The 25,026-nt window shown below is 65.3% G+C and carries 20 protein-coding genes and 5 tRNA genes; 12 read left to right on the forward strand and 13 right to left on the reverse strand.

The features are described from left to right. Positions 1–84 precede the first annotated feature (84 nt). The 3 genes from DK842_RS16655 to DK842_RS16665 all read left to right on the forward strand — a co-directional run bounded on the left by DK842_RS16655 (position 85) and on the right by DK842_RS16665 (position 3,800). The gene (locus DK842_RS16655) at positions 85–1,077 is read left to right on the forward strand and encodes an extracellular solute-binding protein (protein WP_114062461.1); all 993 of its coding nucleotides are present in this window, start codon (positions 85–87) and stop codon (positions 1,075–1,077) included. Positions 1,078–1,150: 73 nt separating this feature from the next. Beyond that, the gene (locus DK842_RS16660) at positions 1,151–2,755 is read left to right on the forward strand and encodes an ABC transporter permease (protein WP_114062462.1); all 1,605 of its coding nucleotides are present in this window, start codon (positions 1,151–1,153) and stop codon (positions 2,753–2,755) included. Between the two features lies 1 nt (position 2,756). Then, complete coding sequence (locus tag DK842_RS16665) at positions 2,757–3,800, forward strand: ABC transporter ATP-binding protein (protein ID WP_114062463.1); 1,044 nt, start codon at positions 2,757–2,759, stop codon at positions 3,798–3,800. Positions 3,801–3,804: 4 nt separating this feature from the next. Here the strand turns inward: DK842_RS16665 and DK842_RS16670 are convergent, their stop codons facing one another. The 3 genes from DK842_RS16670 to DK842_RS16680 all read right to left on the reverse strand — a co-directional run bounded on the left by DK842_RS16670 (position 3,805) and on the right by DK842_RS16680 (position 6,126). Beyond that, complete coding sequence (locus DK842_RS16670) at positions 3,805–4,272, reverse strand: YbaK/EbsC family protein (RefSeq protein ID WP_114062464.1); 468 nt, start codon at positions 4,270–4,272, stop codon at positions 3,805–3,807. 100 nt (positions 4,273–4,372) lie between these two features. Continuing rightward, positions 4,373–5,500 carry a methyl-accepting chemotaxis protein gene (locus DK842_RS24125; RefSeq protein WP_114062465.1) on the reverse strand — a complete coding sequence of 376 codons (1,128 nt, stop codon included), beginning with the start codon at positions 5,498–5,500 and terminating at the stop codon, positions 4,373–4,375. 137 nt (positions 5,501–5,637) lie between these two features. Then, positions 5,638–6,126: a winged helix-turn-helix transcriptional regulator gene (locus DK842_RS16680; protein WP_114062466.1), complete on the reverse strand. Its 489-nt coding sequence runs from the start codon at positions 6,124–6,126 to the stop codon at positions 5,638–5,640. A gap of 138 nt (positions 6,127–6,264) precedes the next feature. Here DK842_RS16680 and DK842_RS16685 point away from each other — a divergent pair, with 138 nt between their 5' ends. After that, the gene (locus DK842_RS16685; protein WP_114062467.1) at positions 6,265–7,572 is read left to right on the forward strand and encodes a D-amino acid dehydrogenase; all 1,308 of its coding nucleotides are present in this window, start codon (positions 6,265–6,267) and stop codon (positions 7,570–7,572) included. A 4-nt stretch (positions 7,573–7,576) separates the two neighbouring features. Then, positions 7,577–8,647: an alanine racemase gene (alr, locus tag DK842_RS16690; protein ID WP_114062468.1), complete on the forward strand. Its 1,071-nt coding sequence runs from the start codon at positions 7,577–7,579 to the stop codon at positions 8,645–8,647. 70 nt (positions 8,648–8,717) lie between these two features. On the opposite strand, the gene DK842_RS24130 is transcribed toward alr, so the two are convergent. Continuing rightward, on the reverse strand, positions 8,718–10,037 hold the full coding sequence (locus DK842_RS24130; protein ID WP_114062469.1) for a methyl-accepting chemotaxis protein: 1,320 nt from the start codon (positions 10,035–10,037) through the stop codon (positions 8,718–8,720). A gap of 198 nt (positions 10,038–10,235) precedes the next feature. On the opposite strand from DK842_RS24130, the gene DK842_RS16700 reads away from it, so the two are divergent. The 3 genes from DK842_RS16700 (at position 10,236) to DK842_RS16710 (ending at position 17,455) form a co-directional block, all read left to right on the forward strand. Further along, positions 10,236–11,915, forward strand: a complete 1,680-nt coding sequence (locus DK842_RS16700; protein WP_168194904.1) for a ShlB/FhaC/HecB family hemolysin secretion/activation protein — start codon at positions 10,236–10,238, stop codon at positions 11,913–11,915. 161 nt (positions 11,916–12,076) lie between these two features. Further along, positions 12,077–16,966, forward strand: a complete 4,890-nt coding sequence (locus DK842_RS16705; RefSeq protein ID WP_168194905.1) for a hemagglutinin repeat-containing protein — start codon at positions 12,077–12,079, stop codon at positions 16,964–16,966. Positions 16,967–17,104: 138 nt separating this feature from the next. Further along, positions 17,105–17,455 carry a response regulator gene (locus DK842_RS16710; protein ID WP_168194906.1) on the forward strand — a complete coding sequence of 117 codons (351 nt, stop codon included), beginning with the start codon at positions 17,105–17,107 and terminating at the stop codon, positions 17,453–17,455. A 42-nt stretch (positions 17,456–17,497) separates the two neighbouring features. Here the strand turns inward: DK842_RS16710 and DK842_RS16715 are convergent, their stop codons facing one another. Further along, on the reverse strand, positions 17,498–18,337 hold the full coding sequence (locus DK842_RS16715; protein WP_114062473.1) for a pirin family protein: 840 nt from the start codon (positions 18,335–18,337) through the stop codon (positions 17,498–17,500). A gap of 102 nt (positions 18,338–18,439) precedes the next feature. Here DK842_RS16715 and DK842_RS16720 point away from each other — a divergent pair, with 102 nt between their 5' ends. After that, a complete protein-coding gene (locus DK842_RS16720) occupies positions 18,440–19,342 on the forward strand; it encodes a LysR family transcriptional regulator (RefSeq protein ID WP_232538508.1) in 903 nt (300 codons plus the stop codon). On the opposite strand, the gene DK842_RS16725 is transcribed toward DK842_RS16720, so the two are convergent. The 6 genes from DK842_RS16725 to DK842_RS16750 form a co-directional block, all read right to left on the reverse strand. Further along, positions 19,336–20,010, reverse strand: coding sequence for a GntR family transcriptional regulator (locus tag DK842_RS16725; protein WP_114062474.1), 675 nt, complete (start codon positions 20,008–20,010; stop codon positions 19,336–19,338). The two genes, DK842_RS16720 and DK842_RS16725, sit on opposite strands and share 7 nt — an antisense overlap. Before the next feature lie 168 nt (positions 20,011–20,178). Beyond that, a tRNA-His gene (locus DK842_RS16730) sits at positions 20,179–20,254 on the reverse strand. Between the two features lie 28 nt (positions 20,255–20,282). After that, positions 20,283–20,358 (reverse strand) — tRNA-His (locus tag DK842_RS16735). 45 nt (positions 20,359–20,403) lie between these two features. Further along, positions 20,404–20,479: transfer RNA gene (locus DK842_RS16740), tRNA-His, on the reverse strand. A 28-nt stretch (positions 20,480–20,507) separates the two neighbouring features. Then, positions 20,508–20,584: transfer RNA gene (locus tag DK842_RS16745), tRNA-Arg, on the reverse strand. 21 nt (positions 20,585–20,605) lie between these two features. Then, positions 20,606–20,682 (reverse strand) — tRNA-Pro (locus tag DK842_RS16750). A 225-nt stretch (positions 20,683–20,907) separates the two neighbouring features. On the opposite strand from DK842_RS16750, the gene folD reads away from it, so the two are divergent. The 3 genes from folD (at position 20,908) to DK842_RS16765 (ending at position 23,409) form a co-directional block, all read left to right on the forward strand. Next, a complete protein-coding gene (folD, locus tag DK842_RS16755) occupies positions 20,908–21,759 on the forward strand; it encodes a bifunctional methylenetetrahydrofolate dehydrogenase/methenyltetrahydrofolate cyclohydrolase FolD (RefSeq protein ID WP_114062475.1) in 852 nt (283 codons plus the stop codon). A gap of 191 nt (positions 21,760–21,950) precedes the next feature. Next, the gene (gene purU, locus DK842_RS16760) at positions 21,951–22,814 is read left to right on the forward strand and encodes a formyltetrahydrofolate deformylase (RefSeq protein WP_114062476.1); all 864 of its coding nucleotides are present in this window, start codon (positions 21,951–21,953) and stop codon (positions 22,812–22,814) included. Between the two features lie 7 nt (positions 22,815–22,821). Beyond that, positions 22,822–23,409: a hypothetical protein gene (locus tag DK842_RS16765; protein WP_114062477.1), complete on the forward strand. Its 588-nt coding sequence runs from the start codon at positions 22,822–22,824 to the stop codon at positions 23,407–23,409. Positions 23,410–23,485: 76 nt separating this feature from the next. Here the strand turns inward: DK842_RS16765 and DK842_RS16770 are convergent, their stop codons facing one another. Then, on the reverse strand, positions 23,486–23,956 hold the full coding sequence (locus DK842_RS16770; RefSeq protein WP_114062478.1) for an NUDIX hydrolase: 471 nt from the start codon (positions 23,954–23,956) through the stop codon (positions 23,486–23,488). A gap of 155 nt (positions 23,957–24,111) precedes the next feature. Beyond that, positions 24,112–24,942 (reverse strand): undecaprenyl-diphosphate phosphatase, encoded by an 831-nt coding sequence (locus DK842_RS16775; protein ID WP_114062479.1) that lies wholly within the window; start codon positions 24,940–24,942, stop codon positions 24,112–24,114. Positions 24,943–25,026: the final 84 nt, after the last annotated feature.

A 25,026-nucleotide genomic window follows, 5' to 3' on the forward strand; every position in this document is an offset into this window, starting at 1 on the left:
ATTTTTGTATTGATAAGTATTATCACTTGATGTTACGGTGCGCCCCTGCACTTCGCGTTTCATTCATCGAACAGGGGACACACCTTGAAACAGCAAATGATGTTGGCCGCCGCGCTGGCGGCCGCCGCCGGTTCTGCCATGGCGGAAGACGTCGTGGTCTACAGCGCGCGCGGCGAACAATTGGTCAAGCCCATCGTAGAGGCTTACAAGAAGGAAACCGGCGTCAACGTCAAGCTGGTGTCCGACAAGGAAGGCCCGCTGATGGAGCGCCTGCGCGCCGAGGGCCGCAATTCGCCGGCCGACCTGCTGCTGACGGTGGACGCCGGCAATTTGTGGCAGGCCGAGCGCATGGGCCTGCTGAAAGCGGTCAAGTCGCCGGTGTTGGACGCCAACATCCCGGCCCACCTGCGCGATCCGGCCAACCAGTGGTACGGCCTGTCCATCCGCGCCCGCACCATCTTCTACAACACCCAGAGAGTGAAGCCGGCCCAGCTGTCCAGTTATGCCGACCTGGCGGACGCCAAGTGGAAGGGCAAGCTGTGCCTGCGCACCTCGAAGAAGGTGTACAACCAATCGCTGGTGGCGATGATGCTGGCGGAAATGGGCCCGGTGAAGGCCGAGCAAGTGGTCAAGGGGTGGGTGAACAATCTGGCGGTCGCCGAATTCCCGGACGACACCAAGATGCTGGAGGCCATCGCCGCCGGCCAGTGCGAGGTGGGCATCGCCAACACCTATTACTACGGCCGCCTGATGGAAAAATCGCCCAAGCTGCCGGTGGGCATCTTCTGGGCCGATCAGGCCGGCAAGGGCACCCACGTCAACATCTCCGGCGCCGGCGTGACCCGCCACGCCAAGAATGAAAAGGGCGCGCTGAAATTCCTGGAGTGGCTGAGCTCGGAGAAGGCGCAGAACATGTTCGCCGACGTCAACATGGAATTCCCGGTCAATCCCAAGGTGAAGCCTGACGCGCGCGTCGCCGCCTGGGGCGACTTCAAGCACAACTACATCAACGTTTCCAACGCCGGCTCCCGCCAGGCGGAGGCGGTCAAGCTGATGGACCGCGCCGGCTACAAGTAAGCCGTCGAGACATGTTTCAAACCGGGCCTGCCGTCGCTGCGACTGCGGGCCCGCCGCCGTTGGACCGCATCGAATGCCGTTTTCCTTCACCCGCTGGCGCGCCCTGGCCGCCGCCGCCAGCCTGCTTACCCTGATCCCGTTGGCGGTGATCGCCATGGGGCTGCTGGCGCCGGACGCCGTGGTGTGGCGCCACCTGGCCGAGCACGCCTTGCCTGAACTGCTGCGCAACACGGTCATCCTGTTGCTGGGCGTGGGGGCGGGCGTGCTGCTGCTGGGCGTGCCGCTGGCCTGGCTGACCGCAGTGCATGATTTCCCGGGCCGGCGCGTCTTTTCCTGGGCGCTGATGCTGCCGCTGGCCATGCCGGCGTATGTGATGGCGTTTTCCCAGTTGGGGCTGTTCGACTTCACCGGCCCGTTGCAGACCTGGTTGCGCGAAACCTGGGGCAGCTCGGCCTGGGTGCCCAATATCCGTTCCACGCCCGGCGTGGTGATGGTGTTGTCGCTGGCCTTCTATCCCTATGTCTACCTGCTGGCCCGCAACGCCTTCGCCGGCATGGGGCGGCGCGCGCTGGAGGCGGGGCAGTCGCTGGGCCTGTCGCCGCTGGCGGGCTTTTTCAGAGTGGCCTTGCCCATGGCCAGGCCCTGGATCGTGGGCGGGCTCAGCCTGGCGCTGATGGAGACGCTGGCCGACTTCGGCACTGTCGCCATCTTCAATTTCGACGCTTTCACTTCCGCCATCTACAAGGCGTGGTTCAGCCTGTTTTCGCTGCCGGCCGCCAAGCAGCTGGCATCGTTGCTGGTGCTGTTGGTGTTCGCCCTGCTGTGGCTGGAGCAGCGCGCCCGCGGCCAGCGCGGCTATGGCCAGGCGGGCAGGGCGGCGCCGTTGCCGCGCGCGCGGCTGGCCGGCGCGCGAGGCTGGCTGGCTTGCGCCTTCTGCGCGCTGACGCTGTTTTTGGCTTTCGCGCTGCCTTTCGGCCAGATTCTGATCTGGGCGGCCGAGCACGTCGCCAGCGATCTGGACGCCGACCTGCTCGACTATCTGAAAAATTCCCTGCTGCTGGCGGCGATGGCGGCCTTGCTGGTGCCGGCCATCGCGCTGCTGCTGGTTTTCGCCGTCCGGCGCGATCCGGGCAGCCGGATGTGGGCGCGGCTGGCCACGCTGGGCTACGCGGTGCCGGGCACCGTGCTGGCGGTGGGCGTGTTCGCGCCGGTGGCGGCGCTGGACAACTTCCTGCTGGAACGCTTCGCCGGCTGGCTGCCGGAAGGCGGCTCGGCCGTGTTCAAGGGCACGTTGTTGGTGCTGATGCTGGCCTACGCTTCCCGCTTCCTGGCGGTGGCCCATTCGGCGCTCGACGCGGCGATGCAGCGGATCAGCCGCAGCCAGGAGGAGGCGGCGCAAAGCCTGGGCGTTTGCGGCGCGCGCCTGTTGGGCCGGCTTTACCTGCCGCTGCTGCGAGGCGGCGCGTTCACCGCGATGCTGATGGTGTTCGTCGACGTGATGAAGGAAATGCCGATCACGCTGATGACGCGACCCTTCGGCTGGGACACCCTGGCGGTGCGCATTTTCAATCTGACCAGCGAGGGCGAATGGCAGCGCGCGGCGTTGCCGTCGGTGGCTATCGTGCTGGCCGGCCTGCTGCCGGTATTGCTGCTGTCGCGGCAGAAGCCTGGAGTGTGAGATGGACAAGACGCTTGAATTCGATTCGGTCAGCCTGGCTTACGGCGGGCGGCCGGTGCTGGACGGGATGAGCTTCGCGCTGGAGGCGGGAGAGATCGCTTGCCTGCTGGGCAGCTCCGGCTGCGGCAAGACCACGGCGCTGCGCTGCATCGCCGGTTTCGAGACGCCGGCGGAGGGCAATATCCGGCTGGAGGGGGAAATGGTGAGCGGCGGCCTGGCCGAGGTGGCGGCTCATCGCCGCCGCGTGGGCATGGTGTTTCAGGATCATGCGCTGTTTCCCCATCTGACCGTGGCCGGCAACGTGGCTTTCGGCCTGTCCGCGCTGGGGCGCGGCGAGCGCAAGGCCAGAGTGGAGGAGACGCTGCGGCTGGTGGGGCTGGCCGAGGAGGCGGCGCGGTATCCGCACCAGCTGTCCGGCGGCCAGCAGCAGCGAGTGGCGTTGGCGCGCGCGCTGGCGCCCCGGCCCCGGCTGTTGTTGCTGGACGAGCCCTTTTCCAATCTGGACGCGGAGCTGCGCGAGCGGCTGGCGCGCGAGGTGAGGGCGATCTTGAAATCGCAGGGCATCGCCGCCTTGATGGTCACCCACGATCAGCATGAGGCCTTCGCCATCGCCGACAAGGTGGGCGTGCTGCACCAGGGCCGGCTGCAGCAGTGGGACACGCCGGACGCGCTCTACCATGGCCCGGTCAACCGCTATGTGGCGGGCTTCATCGGCCAGGGCGTGTTTCTGCCGGGACGGGTGAGCGGGCGGGCGGTGGCGCTGGAGACCGGCGAACTGCGTAGCGAGGGCGAGCTGCGCTTCGGCGACGGCGCCGAAGTGGAGGTGTTGCTGCGGCCGGACGCGGTGCGGCCGGAGCCGGGCAGCCCGCTGCGCGCGCGGGTGGTGGACAAGGTGTTGCGCGGCACGGTCTGCCACTATTCGCTGGAACTGCTTTCCGGCCGCCGCTTGCTGGCGGAGCTGGGCCATGAGGAGGCGCTGGCGGTGGGCGAGACGGTGGGCATCCGGCTGCAGCCGCGCAAGCTGCTGGCTTTCGCCAGGGATTGAATCCTCAGGCGAAAGCCTGGCAAACGTCCACCCACTGGCCGGCGGTGATTTCTCCCAGCCGCTCCGGGCTGATGCGCACCGCGCTGTGCACCGCGCCGGCGGCGGGCAGCACTTCGTCGTAGGCCTGCATCGACACGTCCAGATAGATGGGCAGCTCGCTGGCCAGGCCGAACGGGCAGACTCCGCCCACCGGATGGCCGGTGATGGCCTCCACTTCGTCCGGCGGCAGCATCTTGCCTTTGCCGAAGGCATCCTTGAATTTGCGGTTGTCGATGCGGGCGTCGCCGCGTGCGACCAGTATCACGTCGCGGCCGTCGTTCAGGCGGAAGGCCAGCGTCTTGGCGATGCGGCCGGGTTCCACGCCGTGAGCGGCGGCGGCTTCGGCGACGGTGGCGGTGCTGACGTCCAGCTCGATGATGGCGATGTCCGCTTGGCGGGCGGCGAAGAAGGCTTTGACCGATTCCAGGCTCATGAATGGCTCTCGTCGGGAATGATGGGTGGCCCATTATTCCCGATGCGAACCAACGACGCCAGGCTGTCGGGGCCGAGGCCTGAGCCTGGGCCGGCAGGCGTTAAGGCTGGCTCACGATTTCGGCCAGCTTGTCGGCGATGTCCTGCGAGGTGGCGGCCTGCTCCTCGGCGGCATTGGCGATCTGCACCACGAAATCGCGCATATTGTTGATTTCGCCGACGATGGTGGCCAGCGCCTGCTCTGCGCGCTGGAAATCGCTCTCAGTGGCGTCCACCTGTTGCCGGCCTTGTTCGATCGCATCCACGTTTTGCTTCACCTCGCGCTGGATGTCGCGGATCATGTCGCCGATTTCCTGGGTGGCCTTGGTGGTGCGTTCGGCCAGCTTGCGCACTTCGTCCGCCACCACGGCGAAGCCGCGGCCCATCTCGCCGGCGCGGGCGGCCTCGATCGCCGCGTTCAGGGCCAGCAGGTTGGTCTGGTCGGCGATGTCCTTGATCACGCCGATGATCTGGCCGATGGTTTCCGAGCGCTGGCCCAGCGATTCCAGGCTGTCGGCGGTATTGCGCACCATGCCGCCCACGTTCTTCATGCCGCCGCTGGTTTCGGTGACGATGCCGGCGCCCTTGCGGCCCTCGGTCAGCATCAGTTCGGCGGATTCCGATGCCGACGCGGTTTGCACCGCCACGTTCTGTATCGTGGCGCTCATCGCCTGCATGTTCTCGGACAATTCATTGACCCGCGCCTCCAGGAATTCGCGGCGGCGGTTGGCCTCTTCCTGGATCTTGCGCGCCTTTTCCTCGGCGGAGACGTCCTGGAAGCTGGCCATGAAGCAGCACAGCTTGTTGGGGTCGCGCGCGTCCCAGATCGGGAATATCTTGGTGCGGAAGACGATCTCGCCGACGGGAATGGTGGCGATGTGCTCCTGAATCCGCTTGTGGGCGAGGTCGTCCAGGATGCGGCGGATGCGGTCGGGGTCGGGGTGGAATTGATGGATGGTGTGCGCGTGGGCGTTGGCCACGTCGGCGCCGTTGCGCAAGCGCTGGTTCAGCGTCGAGCGGTGGCGGGCCAGCGTGTCGCGCGCGGTCTTGTTCATGTAGAAGATGGTGTTGTCGTGGCTGGTGTCGCACAGCAGGATCAGGTTGTCGGAATGATCCAGCATGCTTTCCAGGCGATGGACGGTCTGCTGCAGTTCGGCCGAGCGGTCGGCCTTGTTGGCGAATCCAAACATGTTCTTTCCCCAATGCCTTCATATCGTTTGTGTTTTGACCACATTTGCGGTTTGGTACAGGGGAGGGGCAATTGCAAGCGCTTATGTCCATGGAAAGCGGCGCGGCCTCGCTTCGCCAATCCGTCATGCGCCGAGCCTTAATCGCCTAGCGGCAGCAGCAGGGTCTCCTTCACTTCCTCCATCACCACGTAGCTTTTGGATTCCTTGGCGGACGGCAACTGCAGCAGGATGTCGCCCAGCAGCTTGCGGTACATCGACATGTCGGCGATGCGGGCTTTGATCAGGTAGTCGAAGTCGCCGGACACCAAGTGGCATTCCAGGATTTCCGGGATGCTCATGATCTCGCGGCGGAAGGCGTCGAAAATGTTGCCGGACTTGGCTTCCAGCTTGATCTCGACGAACACCAGCAGCGAGCCGCCCAGCGCGTGCGGATTGAGGCGGGCGTAATAGCCGTCGATGATGCCGTCGCGTTCCATCCGCCGGACCCGTTCGGTGCAGGGCGTGGTGGACAGGCCCACTTTCTCCGCCAGCTCCGTCATCGAGATGCGGCCGTTTTTCTGCAGGATGCGCAGGATCTTGCGGTCCATTTTGTCCAGCGTCTTGGCAGGGATGGAAATAGACTTCATGTTTTCACTGTTTATGCGAGAAAGATTTGAGAATGATCATTTGATTCTCGTCAATTTCAGTGAAAAAAACCAGATAGCAATGAATATACTAGCGGAATTCACTATTGGTAGTGGCAAGACTACAAACGGAGACAAGCAATGAAGGTAATCGTGCTGGGCGGCGGCGTTCTGGGCGTATCCACCGCGTGGTATCTGGCCAAGGCGGGCTGTCAGGTGACGGTGCTGGAGCGCCAGGAAGGCGTGGCGCTGGAAACCAGTTTCGGCAACGCCGGCCAGATTTCACCCGGCTACTCCGCGCCTTGGGCCGCGCCCGGCATTCCGCTGAAGGGGCTGAAGTGGATGTTCCAGCGCCACGCGCCGCTGGCCATCCGCCCGGACGGCAGCCTGTACCAGCTGCAGTGGATCGCCAAGATGCTGGCCAACTGCAACGAGAAAGCCTACGCGGTCAACAAGAGCCGCATGATGAGGCTGGCCGAGTACAGCCGCGACAAGATCAAGGAGCTGCGCGCCGAGACCGGCCTGCAGTACGAAGGCCGCCAGGGCGGCACGCTGCAGCTGTTGCGCAGCCAGGCCCAGGTGGAAGGCATGGCCAAGGATATCGCTGTGCTGCGCGAATGCGGGGTGGATTTCAACGTGCTGGACCCGGACGGCTGCGCCCGCGTGGAGCCGGCGCTGGCAGCGGTCAAGCACAAGCTGGCCGGCGGCCTGCAGCTGCCCAATGACGAAACCGGCGACTGCAACCTGTTCACCAGCCGGCTGGCCGAACTGGCCCGAGCCAAGGGCGTGGCGTTCCGCTTCGGCGCGACCGTGGACGACATCGAGAACGACGGCAAGCGCATCACCGGCATCCGCGTCGGCGACGAACTGCTGCGCGCCGACCATTATGTGGTGGCGATGGGCAGCTACTCCCGCGACATGGTGAAGGAGCTGGGCATCGACATCCCGGTGTACCCGGTCAAGGGCTACTCGCTGACCGTGCCGATCACCAATCCGGCCGGCGCGCCGACCTCCACCATCCTGGACGAAACCTACAAGGTGGCGATCACCCGTTTCGACGACCGCATCCGCGTCGGCGGCATGGCCGAGCTGTCCGGCTACAACCTGGAGCTGAATCCGCGCCGCCGCGAGACGCTGGAAATGGTAGTGGGCGATTTGTATCCGAACGGCGGAGACATTCCGGCGGCCAGCTTCTGGACCGGCCTGCGGCCGATGACGCCGGACGGCACGCCCATCATCGGCGGCACCCGCTTCTCCAATCTGTCGCTGAACACCGGCCACGGCACGCTGGGCTGGACCATGTGCGCCGGCTCCGGCAAGGTGTTGGCCGACATGATCACCGGCGCCAAGCCGGAAATCAGCGTCGACGGCTTGTCCATGCAGCGTTACGCCAAACAGGGCGAGACCCTGGTGGTGCCAGTGATCCGCCCGGCCGTCCAAGGGGCTTGAAGCCATGCGCCCGTTGACCGCGACGATACGGCTGGACCATCTGCGGCATAACTACCAGCAAGCGCGCGCCGCCCATGGCGACAAAACGCTGGCGGTGCTGAAGGCCAACGCTTACGGCCACGGCGCGGTTCGCTGCGCGCAGGCGCTGGCGGACATCGCCGACGGTTTCGCCGTCGCTTGCCTGGAGGAGGCGCAGGAGCTGCGCGCCGCCGGCATCGCCAATCCCATCCTGTTGCTGGAGGGCGTGTTCGAGGCGGGGGAGCTGCAGGCGGTGGACGCGCTGGATCTATGGATGGCGGTGGCCAGCGAAGAGCAACTGGCCATGGTGGAGGTGGCTGCGCCCGCCAAGCCGTTCAATATTTGGCTGATGCTGGATTCCGGCATGCACCGCGAGGGTTTTCTGCCGCAGGACTATCAAGCGGCCTGGCGCCGGCTGGAGGCCAGCGGCAAGGCGGGCAAGATCACCAAGATGACCCACTTCGCCCGCGCCGACGAGCCGGACGTGCCGATGACGTTCTCCCAGCTCGAGATGTTCGACGCCGCCATGCGCGGCTTGCCGGCGGGGGAGGAGTCCGTGGCCAATTCGGCCGGCATCCTGTGTCATCCGCGCGCGCAGCGCAACTGGGGCCGCGTCGGCATCGCCCTCTATGGCGTGACGCCGCTGCCGGCGGGCGTCGGGCAAGACGCCGATCTGCGCCCGGTGATGCGCTTCGCCAGCAAGGTGTTCGGCGTGCGCGAGCTCGGCATTGGCGAGCCGATAGGCTATGGCGACAACTTCGTCACCCATAGGCCGACCCGGGTCGGCCTGGTGGCCTGCGGCTATGCCGACGGCTACCCGCGGCGCGCTTCCAGCGGCAGCCCGGTACGGGTCGACGGCGCGCGTTCGCGGCTGATAGGCCGGGTATCGATGGACATGTTGACCGTGGATTTGACCGATCTGCCGGATGCCGGCATCGGCAGCGAGGTGGAGCTGTGGGGAGACGCCGTGTCGGTCAACGAGGTGGCGGCGGAGGCCGGCACCATTGGCTACGAGGCGCTGTGCAACGTCAAGCGCGCGCGCTTCGTTTACGTCTGAGCCGGCTCCCGGTCAAATGTTCAAAGCCCGGCGGGCCGCGCCGGGCTTTTTCGCGCTTGGCGCGGCGGGATCAGCCGCGCTGCACCACCAGCCGCTCCACGCGCTGGGTGGCGTCGCGGGTGCGCTCGGCCAGTTTGCGCACCTCGTCCGCCACCACGGCGAAGCCGCGGCCGGTTTCGCCGGCGCGGGCGGCCTCGATGGCGGCGTTCAGGGCCAGCAGGTTGGTCTGGTCGGCGATGGACTGGATGGTGCTGACGATGGTGGCGATCTCGGACAGGCTTTTTTCCAGTTGTTGGCGCTGCAGGCTTTCGCTGCTCAGCGCCTCCGAACGTTTTTCCGCGTCGATGTCGATCAGCGCGCCCACCACCCGCTGCGGCGTGCCGTCCGGCGCGCGCCGGGTCTGGCCGCGGGCATGGAACCACCGATATTCGCCGTTCTTGCATTGCAGCCGGTATTCCAGATCATAGGGCGTTTGGCCGCTGTGGTCGGTCAGGTGGGCGGAGAAGGCGGCCAGCGCCTGCGGCTTGTCCTCCGGGTGCAGCCGGCTGGCCCAGCTGTCCAGCACATTGGGGAAATCCTGTTCGCTGTCGAAGCCGAGCAAGCGGCGGAACTGGGGAGACCACCAGAAGGCGTGGTCGCCGCTGACTGGATTCTTGGGGTCGACCTCCATATCCCACAAACCCTCGGCCAGCATTTCGCTGCTCAGCTCGAAACGGGTCATCGTCCGATCCAGCTGCTGCTGCTGTTTCCGATGGGCGGTGATGTCGGCCAGCGAGCCCGCCGCCCGCAGCGGCACCCCCTTGCCGTCTCGAAGCGTCGCGCCTCGGGCGCGGAACCAGCGATAGTCGCCGTTCTTGCATTGCAGCCGGTATTCGATGTCGTAGGGCGTCGTGCCGCTGCGGTCGTTCAGGTGGGCGGCAAAGGCGTCCAGCACCCTTTGCTTGTCGTCCGGGTGCAGCCGCCCGGCCCAGCTGCCGAGCACGTCCGGAAATTCGCGCTTGTCGTGGAAGCCCAGCAGCGCGCGGAATGTCTGCGACCACCAGAACTCATTGGAGGGGTTGACCGGATCGCCGGCCACCACAGACATGTCCCACAGCCCCTCGCTGGCTGCGTGGTTGACCAGGTCGAAGCGGGTGTTCAGCAGCTCAAGCTGTCGCTCCGCCTGGCGCAGCTGCTCCTGCAACTGCTGCAACCGGCCGTCGGCTTGCTCGCGTTCGCGATCCGCCTGGCTGACCTGGCGATCGCGCTGCTCCCACACTTGGGACAGCTTGTCGCCCAGCGCCCGCCAGCGGTCGCTGCCGTGGATTTGCCAGCTGGCGGACTCGCCGCGCAGCACGGCTTCCGCCGCGTCTTCCAGTTGGTTGATCATCTTGTTGCCGGCGAACCACATGGCGGGGCTCCCTGGAGGAAGGTCAGGCTTCAAGCATAGTTGCGCCATATGGTCATGAAATATGTATAAATACGGACGTGGGGACTGGTGAATAATCCGCGCGGCCGCCTGGCCCATTTATGGTTTAATGGGCGGCTTTTATTTGTCATCCCATCATCTTGAATCGCCGCGATGCCTGTCCGCGGCAGGAATGCCGCCGTGAGCAAATCCCTTTCCTTCGCCATCGCCGCCAGCCTGGCGTGCTGCCAGGCGGCGCAAGCCGCGCCGTTGCCGGCAGAACTTCCCAGCGATGGTTCCGACGCGCGGCGCTTGCTGCAGGACAGCGAGCGCCGTTTCGACCAGCTGATCCAGCAGCAGCGCATGCGGCAGCTGAACAGCGGCGGCAGCAATCTGGAGGCGGAGCCGGCGCCGCAACTGGATGAAGGGCGGTGCCTGCCGGTCAGCGGGGTGAGGCTCGCCGGCATCAGCCTGTTGTCGCGCGAGGATGTCGAGGCGCTGGGCCTGCCGCGCGGCGAATGCCTGGATACGGCGGAGCTGAACCGGTTCAGCCGCGCGTTGACCGCGCTTTATCTGCGGCACGGTTTCATCGCCGCGCGCGTGGGCGCCTCTGGACCCGATGCGGCCGGGGTGCTGACGTTGCGGGTGCGGGAGGGGCGAGTGGCGGCGATACGCGGCGACGAGGGCGCGCCCAGGCCCGGCAATCTGTTTCCCGGCATGCTGGGCAAGCCGTTGAACGTGCATGATCTGGATCAGGGGCTGGACCAGGCCAATCGCTTGCGCTCCAACAAGGTGACGGTGGACGTGGAGCCGGGGGCGTCGGCGGGGGAGTCGGTGTTGAGGCTGCGCAATCAACCGTCCGCCCGGCTGTCGGGCGCGCTGACGCTGGACAACGCCGGCCGCGACACCACCGGCCGGATGCAGGCCGGCGCCAGCCTGAGTTGGGACAATCCATTCGGCTGGAGCGATTTGCTCAATCTGTCGGCGCAGGCGACGACGCAAAGGCAGGAAATCCGCCACAGCCGCAGCGAGTCGCTGTTCTACTCGCTGCCCTACGGCTACTGGACGTTCAGCGCCTTCGCGAGCCATGCCGATTACCTGATTCCCAGCACCTTGGCGTCAGGGCTGACGGCGCAGCTGTCCGGCACCACTCAGCAGCACGGCCTGCGGCTGGACCGGGTGTTGTCGCGGGACCAGGGCCATGTGTTGACCATGGACGCGCAGCTGACGCAGAAACGGGTGCGCAATTTTTTCCAGGATGCCAAGTTCAGCAACAGCAGTCCCAATCTGACCGTGCTGGAGCTGGGCGTGTCGCAGTTGTGGGTGCAGCCGGGGGGACTATTGCAACTGGATGGCAGCATGCAGCGCGGCGTGGGCTGGCTGGGCGCGGACGAGCCGGATCGCGCGCATCCCGGCGCGCCGGACCCGCGTTTTTCCAAACTGAGGCTGGGACTGAACTGGTACCGGGGCTTGGCGCTGCCGGGAGGACCTTACCAGCTGCAGCTGAGCGGGTCCGGGCAGGCCAGCCGCGACGAGCTGCCCGGCGTGGAGCGGCTGGACATCGCCGATTCCAGCGCGGTGCGCGGTTTTCGCAATAACGCCTTGGTGTCCGAAACCGGCTGGTACTGGCGAAATACACTGTCCCGACATTTCCAGGCGGGCGGCTGGAGCCTGACGCCGAGAGTGGGGGTGGATGGCGGCAGGGTGTTGCAGCGCGACGCCGCCGAAACCTGGCAAGACATTGCCGGCGTTTCGGCCGGAATGGCTTTGGCGAGGGGCGGGCTGAGCCTGGATTTGGATTACAGCCGGCCGCTGCGCAAGCCGCAGGGCTGGGCGGCGGAGGGGCATATCTTGTTCGCGCGGCTCAACTGGCAATGGTGAGCGGGCTGTGTTGTAAATGAAACGGAAAAAATATTCACATCATTGTAAAGAAGTATTTCAATTGAATTGATTTAAAAAAACACATAGATTGCAAATCAAACACTTGTTTCATCGAGCGGACCTCATGCGGGTCCGTTTCTTGTCTTGGTATCGAGGGGATGATGATGAAAAAAATAAAGTTTGATTTGTCCGCAACCGGCAGGGTCGCAGCCGCGCTGACCTTGGCTTTCGTGCTTGCCGACAACGGCATGGCCGCCGGCATCGTGGCGGGCGGCGCCAGCCAGCCGCAAGTCGGCACCGCCGCCAATGGCGCGCAGGTGATCAATATCGTCGCGCCCACTGCGGCCGGCGTGTCGCACAACCAGTATCAGGACTTCAACGTCGGCAAGCCCGGCGCGGTATTCAACAACTCGCTGCAAGGCGGCAACTCCCAGCTCGCCGGCCAGCTTGCCGGCAACGCGCTGCTGGGCGGCAATCAAGCCAGCGTGATCCTGAACGAGGTGGTCAGCCGCAATCCGTCCTTGCTGCTGGGCAGGCAGGAGGTATTCGGCAAGGCCGCCGACTACGTGCTGGCCAACCCCAACGGCATCACGTGCAACGGCTGCGGCTTCATCAATATCCCTCGGGCTTCGCTGTTGGTCGGCACCGCCAATCTGCAGGACGGCGCCATCGCCTCGCTGCAGGCGGCCAATAACGGCAACGCCCTCAGCCTCTCCGGGGCCGGCGCGTCCGGCGTCAATGTGCTGGATCTGATCGCGCCGCGGCTGGATATCCGCGGCAGCGTCGCCGCGGCCGACGCCATCCGCGTCCGCGCCGGCTTCAATACCGTCGACTACGCCAGCGGCCAGGTGACAGCCACCGCCAAAACGCCGGAAGGCGTGGGCAAGCTGGACAGCTATTTCCTGGGCGCGATGCAGGCGGGCCGCATCAATATCGTCAGTACCGACGCCGGCGCCGGCGTCAATGTGGGCGGCAATCTGTCCGGCGGCGACGAGCTGTCGGTCAGCTCGGCCGGCGCGCTGGCGGTGCAGGCCGCCCAGCTGAAGGGCAAGCAGTTGGCGCTGAACGGCGCCAGCGTGGATATTTCCGGCCGCGTGGACAGCGAAACCGGCCAGGACAGCAAGCACGACGAAAGCTGGTTCATCTGGAAGACCGGCGAGAGCAACAGCGCGTCCAGCAAGACCGACGCCAGTGTCAAGCGCGCGTCGCTGCAGGGCGACAGCGTCACGGTCAGTGCCGCGGGCGGCGCTCACGTCGGCGCGGCCGACATCCAGGGCCAGGACGTGAAGTTGTCCGGCACCAGCGTCAATCTGGATGGCCAACTGGCCGAAAGCAGCGCCCAGAGCAGCGATCATGCCTGGAAGAATTCCTGGTCCTTCAATCAGGACAAGAGCAGCGCCAGCCAGCAGCAATCGGTGGCTCGCATCAAGGCCGGCCATGACGTGGAAATCGCCGCGGCCGGCACCGATATCGCCATCGCCGGCGCCAGCGTGCAGGCCGGCAACAACGTCAAGCTGTCGGCGGCGGGCGGGGTCAAGCTGTCGGCGTTGACCGAAACCGACACCAGCAGCGATGTCGGCAACCGCAAGAACGATGGCGCCGCGCTGGAAACCGGCAGTTGGAACAACAGCAGCAGCCAACAGCGGCTGGTGCAGGCGCAATTGCGCGCCGGCAACGCGCTGGGCGTGACGGCCGGCGGCGACATCGACGCGCAGGCCGCAGCGCTGCAAGCCGGCGGCGACGCCATCCTGTCTTCGCAGGCCAAGATCAAGCTGGCCGCGCAGACCAGCGCCAACAGCCGCAGCACGCAGAACGGCAAGACCTATTGGGGCGGCATCGGCGGCGGCGGCAACCAGAACAACAGCAGCAGCGCCGCCGTCAACACCGGCAGCGCGGTCAGCGCCGGCGGCAAGCTGTTCATCAACGGCGACGCCGGCATCGCCATCAACGGCAGCCAGGCGAAGGGCGCGCAGGGCGCGTACGCCAAGACCCAGTCCGGCGGCGTCGTCATCGACAGCGTGCTGGATCTGAGCCAGACCCGCACCGACCAGCGCACCGGCACCGCGTTCAACATCACCAGCAGCTCCAGCAAGGGCAGCACCAGCAAGCAGGACGCGGTGGCCTCGTCGCTGAAGTCCGACGCCGACCTGCAACTGATCTCCGCCGGCGACGTGGCGGTGACCGGCAGCCTGGTCAAGGTCGCCCAGGCGCTGAACATCCAGGCGGTGGGCGACATCAAGATAGCCAGCCAGGCGGTGGAGACTCGCAATCAGTCTCAGGACACCCAGCTGGCGCTGCGCGGCGTCGGCGCCGAAACCGGCGACCAGCAATACCGCGGCGGCGTGCGCATCGAGCACACCGCCAGCAGCCAGCGGCTGGACAAGACCGACCAGGCCGGCTCGCTGCTGTCCGGCGGCAGCGTCAAGCTGGCGGCGGGCAACGATCTGGCAGTCAACGGTTCCAAGCTTGAGGCCAATGGCGGCGACGCCAGCTTGTCCGGCCAGAACGTCAGCCTGACCGCGGCGCAGAACAGTAGCCATAGCGATAAGGCCAGCACCGTCACCGGCGGCGGATTGTATCTGACCGGAGGCCTGGACAAGACCGGCGCCGGGCTGGAGTTCGGCCAGAACAGCAGCCGCGCGGTGAGCGACGGCAGCGCGGCCCAGGTCAGCGAAGTGAAAGTGGGCGGCAAGCTGGACATCGTCGCCGGCAACGGCATGGGCCAGTTGCAGAACCAGGGCGCGCAGATTCAGGCGGGCGGCGCGGTGAGCATCGCCGCCGGCGATATCCATAACCAGGCTGCCGTCAATCAGCAATCCACGCAGCAGACCTCCAGCCATTGGGGCGCGGATGTCGGCGTCAACGTCGACTACAGCGGCATCACCCGCCCCATCGTCAAGGCCGGCGGCAGCGTGGCCAAGGGCGACGTGGCCGGCGCGGCGGGCCAGGCCAGCCAGCTGGGCGCCGCCAACTTGGGCGTCGATGTCAGCGCCACTGGCGGCAGCGCCCAGTCTCAAAGCCAGAGCAGCGTCGCGGTGGGCTCCAGCATCGCCGGCTCGTCGGTCAGCGTGACCGCGGGCGGCGCGCTGAAGGATCAGGCTACCCAGTACCAGGCCACCCAAGGCCAGGTGAGCATCAGCGCTGATAGCCACCAGATGACTGCGGCGGTCAATACCCAGAGCCAGAGCAGCCAGGCTAGCGAAGGCGGCGCCAGCGTGCGCGTCTACACCACCACCGGTGAGGACGTGAACGTCAAGGGCAGCGGCCAAGGCAGCTACAGCAGCGGCCAGAGCGCGGCGAGCCAGGCGGTCACGGGCTCCATCCAGTCCGCCGGCGGCGTCCACATCCAGGTGAACAACGACGCCAGCTATCAGGGCGCGGCGATCAACGGCGGCAGCGGCCAGGTAGGCATCCAGGCCGGCGGCAAGCTGGCGTTGACCCAGGCGAACAACACCAGCAGCAGCCAGCAGCGCGAGGTGAAGGTCGACGCGGGCCTGGGCATCAGCACCAGCCCGATCGACGGCGGCAACAAGATGGGCGGCAGCGGCAAGCTGGGCGTGGACAGTTCGCAAAGCCAGAGCGCTTCCAGCGCGGCGGCGACCGGCAGCGTGCAAGCGGCCGGCGGCATCGCGCTGAGTTCTGGCAACGGCCTGACCGTGCAAGGCGGCAGCCTGCAGAGCGGCGGCGACGTCAAGCTGCAGTCCGACGGCAAGGTGAGCCTGCAGGCCGCCACTGGCAGCGACAGCAAGACCGGCAGCGGCTGGGGCTTCAACGTCAACGCCGGCGGCAGCCAGAGCGATGGCAAGGACGCGGCGAGCAAGGGCTTCAACGTTGGCGGCGGCGCGCAGCTGTCCAGCCAGAGCGAGACCTCCTCCAGCCAGGCCGGGACCCAGGTGAAAGCCGGCGGCCAGCTGACCGTCGCTTCCGGCGCCATGGGCAAGGACGCGATCTCGCTGCAGGGCAGCCAGCTGTCCGGTCAGGCGGTGAAGCTCGACGCCGAAAACGGCGGCATCAGCCTGCAGTCGGCGCAGAACGCCAGCCAGAAGAATGACTGGAGCGCCAACGCCAACCTGGGCGGCGGCAATACCGCCAAGACCGCCAAGGAAAACGGGGAGGCCAAGGCCGACGGCGTGAGCAACACCTATCAGGTGGGCGGGGGCTTCGGCGTCAAGGTGGATCAGCAGGACAAGCTGGCCAATGCCAACGCCACGGTCAGCGGCGGCCAGGTTGACATCCATGCGGACGGCCAGCTGTCGTTGTCCGGCGCCAACATCCATGGCGACAAGGTGGGCGGCAGCGTGGGCGGCAATGTCGTGGCGGAGAGCCGCCAGGACCGGGACAACAGCACTTCGGTGAATGTCGGTCTGAAGGTGGATCGCTCCAACGGCAAGAACCCCAGCCTGGTCGATCAAGCGGCGGCCGCGGCCGGACCGTTGTCCGGCCAAGTGAAGGACAAGGTGGCCGGCGCGGTGAACAAAGCTGCCGATAAGGTTGAGGATGCGTACAACAGCGCGGCTTTCGCCAACGGCAAGGACAGCACCAATCCGGTGAGCTTCACCAAAGACGCGGAGGGCGGCAGCGTCAAGCTGCCGGAGCAGCCGATCAGCGGCGAGGCCAAGTCCGGCATGGTGGACGGCGCGCTGCGCAAGGGCGGCCAAACCCTGAAGGACAAATTGCTCAACCCGCAGGACAAGGGTACCCAGGTGTCCGGCGTGATCGATGTCAGCGTCAAGCGCGACGACGGCGTGGGCTCGGTCAGCGGCATTCGCGGCGACGGCGGCGTGGACTTGGCGGTGGGCGGCAAGGTTCAGTTGAACGGCGGCCAGGTTTCGTCCGGCGGGCAGGTGAGCCTGGGCGACGCCAAGGTGGAAACGAGCAATATCCAAACCAGCGGTTACACCGGCGCCGGCGGCGTCAAGCTGGACGGCACGCCGGCGGCCATCGTGCAGCAGGCGGTCAAGGATGTGACCTCCGGCAAGGCGCCGCTGATCCATGTCGAGCACGGCAGCCAGAGCCAGACCGTGGCGGGCGAGGTCAGGTCCGGCAGCTGAGCGGCCGGCGGGCCGGAACGGAGGTCTTGAGTCCGTTCTGGCTTGAACTACTCTTGAAAGACAACGGCGACGCCGCCCGGCGCCGCCGTTGTTTTGTCATCGGGGGTAGGGCAGGTGCAGTCCGGCAAGATTCTTTTGGTGGAAGACCATTCTCTCAATCTGGTTCTGTTGGAGCAGATGCTGGAATGGCTGGGGCTGGAGGCTGACGTGGCGGAGGACGGCGAGCGGGCGGTGGAAATGGCCTGCGGCGGCGTTTACCGCCTAGTGTTGATGGACATCCAGCTGCCGGGCATGGACGGGGTGGAGGCGGCGCGGCAGATACGGGGCCGCGCCAGCATCATTCAGCCCGTGATCGTGGCGATGACGGCCAGCGCCTATCTGGAAGAGCGCCGCCGCTGTCTGGAGGCCGGCATGGAGGATGTGCTGATCAAGCCTTTCAAGCTGGTGGATATCAAGCGGGTGATCGACGCTTATCTCGAACCAGACTGAGGCTGGCGGTTTGCCGCCGGCCCCATCGCAGGCAAGATTGGCTCAGAAGCGGCCTTCGCTGTAGTCGGACATGGCGGTTTCGATTTCCTCCCTGTTGTTCATCACGAATGGCCCCCATTGCGCGATAGGCTCGTTCAACGGCTTGGCCGCCAGCAGCAGCAGCCGGCTTTCTTCGCCGCCATTCTCCAGAAACACGCCGTCGCCGGCATCGCCCAGCACCGCCATCTGCCGCGCCTTGATCGGCGCGCCGGCCAGGCTCAGGCTGCCCTGGTAGGGGTAGGCGAAGGCGTGGTGGCCGGCAGGCAGCGGCAGCCACAGGCTGGCGCCGGGCGCGAGCGCGATGTCCAGGTACAGCGGCTCGGTGGCGGGCCGCTCCACTGGTCCGCGCCGTTCGCCCAGCCGGCCGGCCAGCAGTTTGAGAACGTTGCCGCTTTCATCCCGCCATTGCGGTATCGCGTCGGCCTGGATGTCGCGGTAGCCGGGCGCGGTCATCTTGTCCTTGGCCGGCAGGTTGATCCACAGCTGGAAACCGTGCATCAAGCCATCCTGTTGCTCGGGGATTTCCGAGTGGACGATGCCGCGGCCGGCGGTCATCCATTGCATGCCGCCCGGACCGAGCAGGCCCTCGTTGCCGGCGTTGTCGCGGTGGCGCATGCGGCCGTCCAGCATATAGGTCACGGTTTCGAAGCCGCGATGGGGGTGGCTGGGGAAACCGGCGATGTAGTCGTCCGGATTGTCGGAGCGGAATTCATCCAGCATCAGGAACGGGTCCAGCCGGCGCTGCTGCGGCTGGTTCAATACCCGCAACAGGCGCACGCCGGCGCCGTCCGACACTTCGCGGCCGTTGACGATTTGCTCCACTGCTCGGCTGACCTTGCTCATCTCGTTCTCCTCCCTAGGATGCATGCCGTCATTCTTGCAGTGAAAAATCAGATAAAAAAGCGCAAAATTCAGCTGATATTTATCTAAAAAATGGATGAATTGATGGTGAAAACAACATTGGAGCAATGGCAGGTTTTGCAGGCCATCGTGGAGGCTGGCGGTTTCGCCCAGGCGGCGGAAAAGCTGCACCGCAGCCAGTCGGCGGTCAGTTACGCGGTGGCCAGGCTGCAGGAGCAGCTGGGCGTGGCCCTGCTGCGGCAGGAGGGGAGGAGGATGCGGCTGACGGCGGAGGGCGAGGTGCTGCTGCGCGAGGCGGAGGAGCTGCTGCGCCACGCCGATAGGCTGGAGCGGCGCGCGGGCAGCCTTGCGCGGGGCTGGGAGCCGGAGTTGACGGTGGCGCTGGACAGCCTGTTGCCGGCCGAGGTGGTGCTGGCGGCCTGCGGCGATTTCGCGGATCACTGCCATGGGACGCGGCTGCAGCTGCACGAGGTGGTGATGTCGGGCGCCGACGACGCGCTGTACCAAGGCAAAGCCGCGCTGGCGGTGGCCAGCCGCGTGCCGCAGGGTTTTCTGGGCGATTGGCTGCTCGACGCGGAGTTCATCGCCTGCGCCGCGCCTGGGCACCGCCTGCACGCGTCGAATGGAGAACTGGACGGCGAGCGGCTGAAGGGGGAGGTGCAAGTGGTGTTGCGCGATTCCGGCATCCGTCAGCCGCGGGACGAGGGCTGGCTGGGCGCGCATCAACGCTGGACGGTGTCGCAGCCGGAAACGGGCATCGCGATGGTGGAGGCGGGACTGGCCTTCGGCTGGCTGGCGCGCCACCGCATCCGGCGGCAGCTGGCCGATGGCAGTTTGAAGCCGCTGCCGCTGAAGAGCGGCGCGGTGCGCAGGGCCTCGCTGTACCTGGTGCAGGCGGAGCCTTCATCCGCCGGCCCGGCCTGCCTGTATCTGGCCGACGCGTTGAGAGGAGCCGCCGCCGAGTGGCGGAGCGGCTGCGCTCAGTGATTGGCCTGCTGGCCCTTCAGGTAGCTTTCCAGCGCGTGGCCGGCTGACAGGATGTGGAAGCGCAGGAATTCCGCCGCCTCGTCCGCCTTGCCCTGGCGGCACAGCTCCAGCAGACGGGTGTGCTCCTCGTGGGCGCGCTCCATGGTGCGGGTGAACAGAATCTGCATCCGGGTGTAGCGGTCGGTCTTGTTGTGCAGCTGCTCGATCAGCGCCAGCGTGTTCGGGCGCTTGGCGGCGCGGTACAGCGCCAGGTGAAAGCGGGAGTTGATTTCGCCCCAGTGGCGCACGTCGTTGTTGTTGAGAGCCACCTCGAATTCCCGCAGCGTCTGCTGCGCGGCCTCGTGGTCGGCCGCGCTCTGACAGGGAATGGCCGCCTTCAGCAGCGAGCACTCTAGCATCGCCCGCACTTCCAGCAATTCCAGTATGTCTTCCAGCGACAGCTTGGACACCAGGGCGCCCTTGTGGTCGATGATCTGGATCAGGCCCTCGGCCTCCAGCTGCCGCAGCGCCTCGCGCACCGGCACCCGGCTGACGCCGTATTCGTTGGACAGCGCTTCTTGGCGCAATTGTTGGCCATCGGCGAACTCGCCGGACAGGATGCGTCGGCGCAGGGATTCGGTGACGGCGCTGGTAAGCGTTTGGCGCTTGATCGGCTGCAGGGTGGTCATGGTGGCTGTGCTTATCTGTCAGTCAATCGGATACATGCAAATGTATTCGATTATACGGAGCTTCACTGTACTGGCAAGCGGCAAAACTGAACATTTTCGTCGCCAATCTGTAAGAGCCTGCGCCGAAAAAAATAAAGCCCGACGCTGAGGTCGGGCTTTGCTGTTTCTTGGGGTGGATGATGGGACTCGAACCCACGACAACCGGAATCACAATCCGGGACTCTACCAACTGAGCTACATCCACCGCAGACGACGCGATGGTCTTGAAACCTTGGGGTGGATGATGGGACTCGAACCCACGACAACCGGAATCACAATCCGGGACTCTACCAACTGAGCTACATCCACCGCCGAAACAGTGTGACCGCGGCGAAGCCGCAATCATGCAAATTGTGGGGTGGATAATGGGACTCGAACCCACGACAACCGGAATCACAATCCGGGACTCTACCAACTGAGCTATATCCACCACTGTTTTTCGCCGCCGCCTTCGCGACTGGCGCGCCCGACAGGAATCGAACCTGTAACCCCCGGCTTAGAAGGCCGGTGCTCTATCCGGTTGAGCTACGGGCGCTCTATCGGGCAATCTGTTTTCTGGTCGGGGCGGCGGGATTCGAACTCGCGACCCCCTGATCCCAAATCAGGTGCGCTACCAGGCTGCGCTACGCCCCGAACAGAGACCGCAACTATACGGAGGAGGCATGGGGCTGTCAACGGCTTTGTGCAAATATTTTGGCTGTTTCCCAGGGTGGTTTTAAGCGTCCAGAATGGGGTGGATGTTTTTTCTTTATTTATCTTGATCTTAAGAAAAATAATCCGCCGCGCGCCCTTACTGCACTGCGCAATTAGTGCGAGAATAGCGGCCGTTATTTATCTGCATCAATATGGGAATCAGGCATGTCGGCACAATTGATCGATGGCAAGGCGGTAGCGGAGAAACTGCTGGAGAAGGTGCGCGCGGGCGTGGAGGCGCGTTTGGCGCAAGGCAAGCGCGCGCCGGCGCTGGCCGTGATCCTGGTCGGCGACAATCCGGCTTCCGCGGTGTACGTGGGCAGCAAGAAAAAAGGCTGCGAAAAAGCGGGCATCCGTTCCGTGGCTTACGATCTGCCGGCGAGCACCAGCCAGCAGCAGCTGCTGGAAATCATCGACGGCCTGAATGCCGACGCCGGGGTGGACGGCATTCTGGTGCAATTGCCGCTGCCGGCGCAGATCGATCCGCAGGCGGTGATCGAGCGCATTGATCCGAAAAAGGACGTGGACGGCTTCCATCCGTATAATGTGGGCCGCCTGGCGATCAAGATGCCGCTGCTGCGCCCGTGCACTCCGCGCGGCGTGATGACGTTGCTGGAAGAGTACGGCATCGATCCCAAGGGCAAGAAGGTGGTGATCGTCGGCGCGTCCAATATCGTCGGCCGCCCGCAGGCGCTGGAAATGCTGCTGGCGCGCGCCACGGTGACGGTTTGCCATAGCGCCACGCAAAACCTGGCGGACGAAGTGGCCGGCGCGGACATCGTGGTGGCTGCGGTGGGCATTCCCAACTTCGTCAAGGGCGAGTGGGTGAAGCCGGGCGCGGTGGTGATCGATGTCGGCATCAATCGCCTGGAAACCGGCAAGCTGTGCGGCGACGTGGAGTTCGACGCCGCGCGCGAGCGCGCCGGCTTCATCACTCCGGTGCCGGGCGGCGTGGGGCCGATGACGGTGGCGACGCTGTTGCAGAACACGCTGGATTCCGCCAATCTGAACGCCTGAGCCTGGATCGCCGCTCGCGCGGCGATCGCACGCCAAGCTCGCCACAGCGGCCGCGCGCCGGGCTGTGGCGATTTTGTTTTCGTATGCGCCGGCTTGCCCGCGTGATGACGCGTTCGAATGTGCAGACAGCCGCGCGCGGCTGTTTTAGTATCAGATTTAGTATCAAGTAAAACTAATTTACGGATTTACCGATGAGTCACGAAAAACACTCGGCCACGCTGTTGATCAGCGCGCCGGACAAGAAGGGCCTGGTAGCGGCCATCGCCAATTTCCTGATGACCTACAACGCCAACATCATGCACGCGGACCAGCATCAGGACACCAGCGAAAACCTGTTCCTGATGCGGGTGCAGTGGGATCTGGACGGCTTCACGCTGCCGATGGACAGCTTTGCCGCCGCGTTCCAGCCCATCGCCGACGAGCACGGCATGAACTGGAAAGTGTCGTTGTCGGCGCGCAAGCCGCGGATGGCCATTTTCGTGTCCCAATACGAGCATTGCCTGGTGGACCTGATGCACCGCTGGCGCATCGGCGAGCTGGATTGCGACATTCCGCTGGTGATCTCCAATCATGAAACCTGCCGCCGCCTGGTGGAGTTCAACGGCATTCCTTTCCATGTGATCAAGGTCACCAAGGACAACAAGGCCGAAGCCGAGGCCGAGCAGTTCCGCCTGCTGGAAGAGGCTGGAGTGGATTTCATCGTGCTGGCCCGTTACATGCAGATCCTGTCCAGCGAGTTCGTCACTCGCTATCCGGACCGCGTGATCAACATCCACCACAGCTTCCTGCCGGCTTTCGACGGCGCCAAGCCCTATCATCGCGCCTTCGCCCGCGGCGTGAAGCTGATCGGCGCGACCAGCCACTACGTGACCGAAGACCTGGACGAAGGTCCGATCATCGAGCAGGAGGTCACCCGCATCTCGCACCGCGATACGGTGGAAGACCTGGTGGAGAAGGGCCGCGATCTGGAGAAGGTGGTGTTGTCGCGCGCCGTGCGCTGGCATCTTGACAATCGTGTGCTGTCCTACAGCAACAAGACCGTGGTTTTCGACTGAGGACGCCATGCGCCTGTTGATAGACGATGCGATCGATTTGCTGCGGCTGCGGGTCAAGCCGCTGGCCGCCTACCAGTACCCATGGTGGCAGACGGCGCTGTTCCTGACGCTGATGGGGGCGGTTTCCAGCGGCGATACCGCCGAGCTGGGCGACAATATCGCCGGCCGCGTCGCCTTCATGGTGTTGTTCACCTGGCTGCAGACCCTGCTGTTCGCCCGTTTCATGGCGGTGTGGCTGAGGTGGAGCAAGGGCGAGCTGGCCGGATCGCTGTTCGGCCTGGTGGTGGCGGCGAACGGTCTGCAGCTGATTTCACCGCTGACCAGTTGGCTGCCTGCGGATGTGGCCCGGGTGGCCGATCTGATGCTGTCGCTGGCGGGCTTGGTGGTGCTGATCAACGCGCTGGCCAAGGTTTCGCAGGTGTCGGTGTTGCGCACGCTGCTCGGCGCGCTGCTGTTCGCGCCGTTGTCGCTGGTGCTGCTGGCGGCGGCGCTGTCGTTCGCCAAGACGGCGGGATGGGTGGAGCTGCCGCCGGACATGGTGGAGATGATGCGGCAGGGCGCTGCCAGCGCGCCTGCGGCGGCGGTGAAGCCGTAGGCAAGCCGGCGTTTTGCGTCAGCCAAGAAAAAGGACACGCGCGCGCGTGTCCTTTTTGTTTTGGGGCACGGGGGCCTCAATCCACTTTGGCGATGTAGCGGGCCAGGCCCAGCAGGGCGCGCAGCGCCTCGCCTTTGGCGGTTTCCTCGTTGCGCAGCCTGGCGTAACGGCGCAGGATGGCGCGGCCTTCGACGAACAAGTCCATGTCGGTATCCGGCGACGACACCAGCGCGATGCGCTCGATCTCGTTCTGCGGCTTGGGCTGTCCCTGAGCGATGCACAGGTAGACCTTGTGGGCGTTGAACGGGGTGATGTGGTCGAACAGGTACAGCATGGAGTTGATGCGCAGGCCGGTTTCCTCGCGAATTTCGCGGATCAGCGCCTGGGAGCGCAGTTCGCCGCGATTGGCCTTGCCGCCGGGCAGGTTGTAGCGTCCGCCGCGGGCGGCCGTCACCAGCACGCCGTCTGGCATCTCGATGATGGCGGTTGCGCGCCTGGCCAGATCGCTGGGCAGGCGCTCGTTCTTACGGTCTTCCAATACGCTCATTCTTCCAAAAAATCATTATCTGACGAGGTCTGACGCCTCGGGGCCAGCATTCCAAATGCAGATGGCGCCCTTAGTCGAGCGCCGTCTGTACTTCAATAAGTAGAATTACTGGTTACATGCCATTTTATATCAAGGGCTAGGCAAGTCCAACGCATTTACGCGAGCTTGATCAACAAACCGACAACGCCCATCAGCAGGCAGTAAAAACCGAAGGGCCTCAGCGATTCGATCTCGGTTTTTCTGAAGTAGCGCATCAGAAACCAGGTGCTGGCATAGGCGCACAATCCGGCCACGGCGCCACAGGCCAGCAACAGCGCCCATTGTTGCGAACCGTTGCCGTGATGGGCCAGCTTGGGGATTTCCAGCAGGCCGGCGGCGGTGATGATGGGGGTGGCCAGCAGGAAGGAAAAGCGGGCGGAGGAGGCGTAGTCCAAACCATGCGCCAGGCCAGCCACCAGCGTGGCGCCGGAGCGCGAAAAGCCCGGCAGCAGCGCCAACGCCTGTCCGGCGCCGATCTTGAACGCGCCGGCGAAGCTCAGCTCGGACAGCTCATGCGAGGCGGTCTTCTTCTTCAGCCGGTCGCCCAGCAGCAGCAGGAGGCCGTTCAGCGCGAGAAAGATCAGTACGGCGGTGGTGCTGGCGAACAGCGCGCGCAGCTGTTTTTCCAGCAACAGGCCCAGCAGGCCGGCTGGGATGGTGCCGGCGATCACCAGCCACATCAAGCGCGCCTCCGGGGTGTTGGCGCGGCCGCCGGCCTTCAGCCAGCCGCCGGTCAGCTTTATCCAGTCGCGGCGGAAATACAGCAGCAGCGCGGCGGCGGTGCCCAGATGCAGCATCACCATGAAGGGCAAAAAATCGGGGTGGGAGCGGTTGATCGACCAGTGCAGCCAGTCGGGTATCAGCACGCCGTGGCCCAGGCTGCTGATGGGAAACAGTTCGCTGACGCCCTGGATGACGGCGAACAGCAAGGCTTCGGTCGCGTTCATGGCTTCCCCTTGGATAGGACGCGGAAGAAACGGGCGGCGGGCGCGCCGCGCCCGTTTTGGAAGAATGACCGCTTCTTAACGCGC

Source organism: Chromobacterium phragmitis (assembly GCF_003325475.1).
In the GTDB taxonomy this organism is placed as follows: domain Bacteria; phylum Pseudomonadota; class Gammaproteobacteria; order Burkholderiales; family Chromobacteriaceae; genus Chromobacterium; species Chromobacterium phragmitis.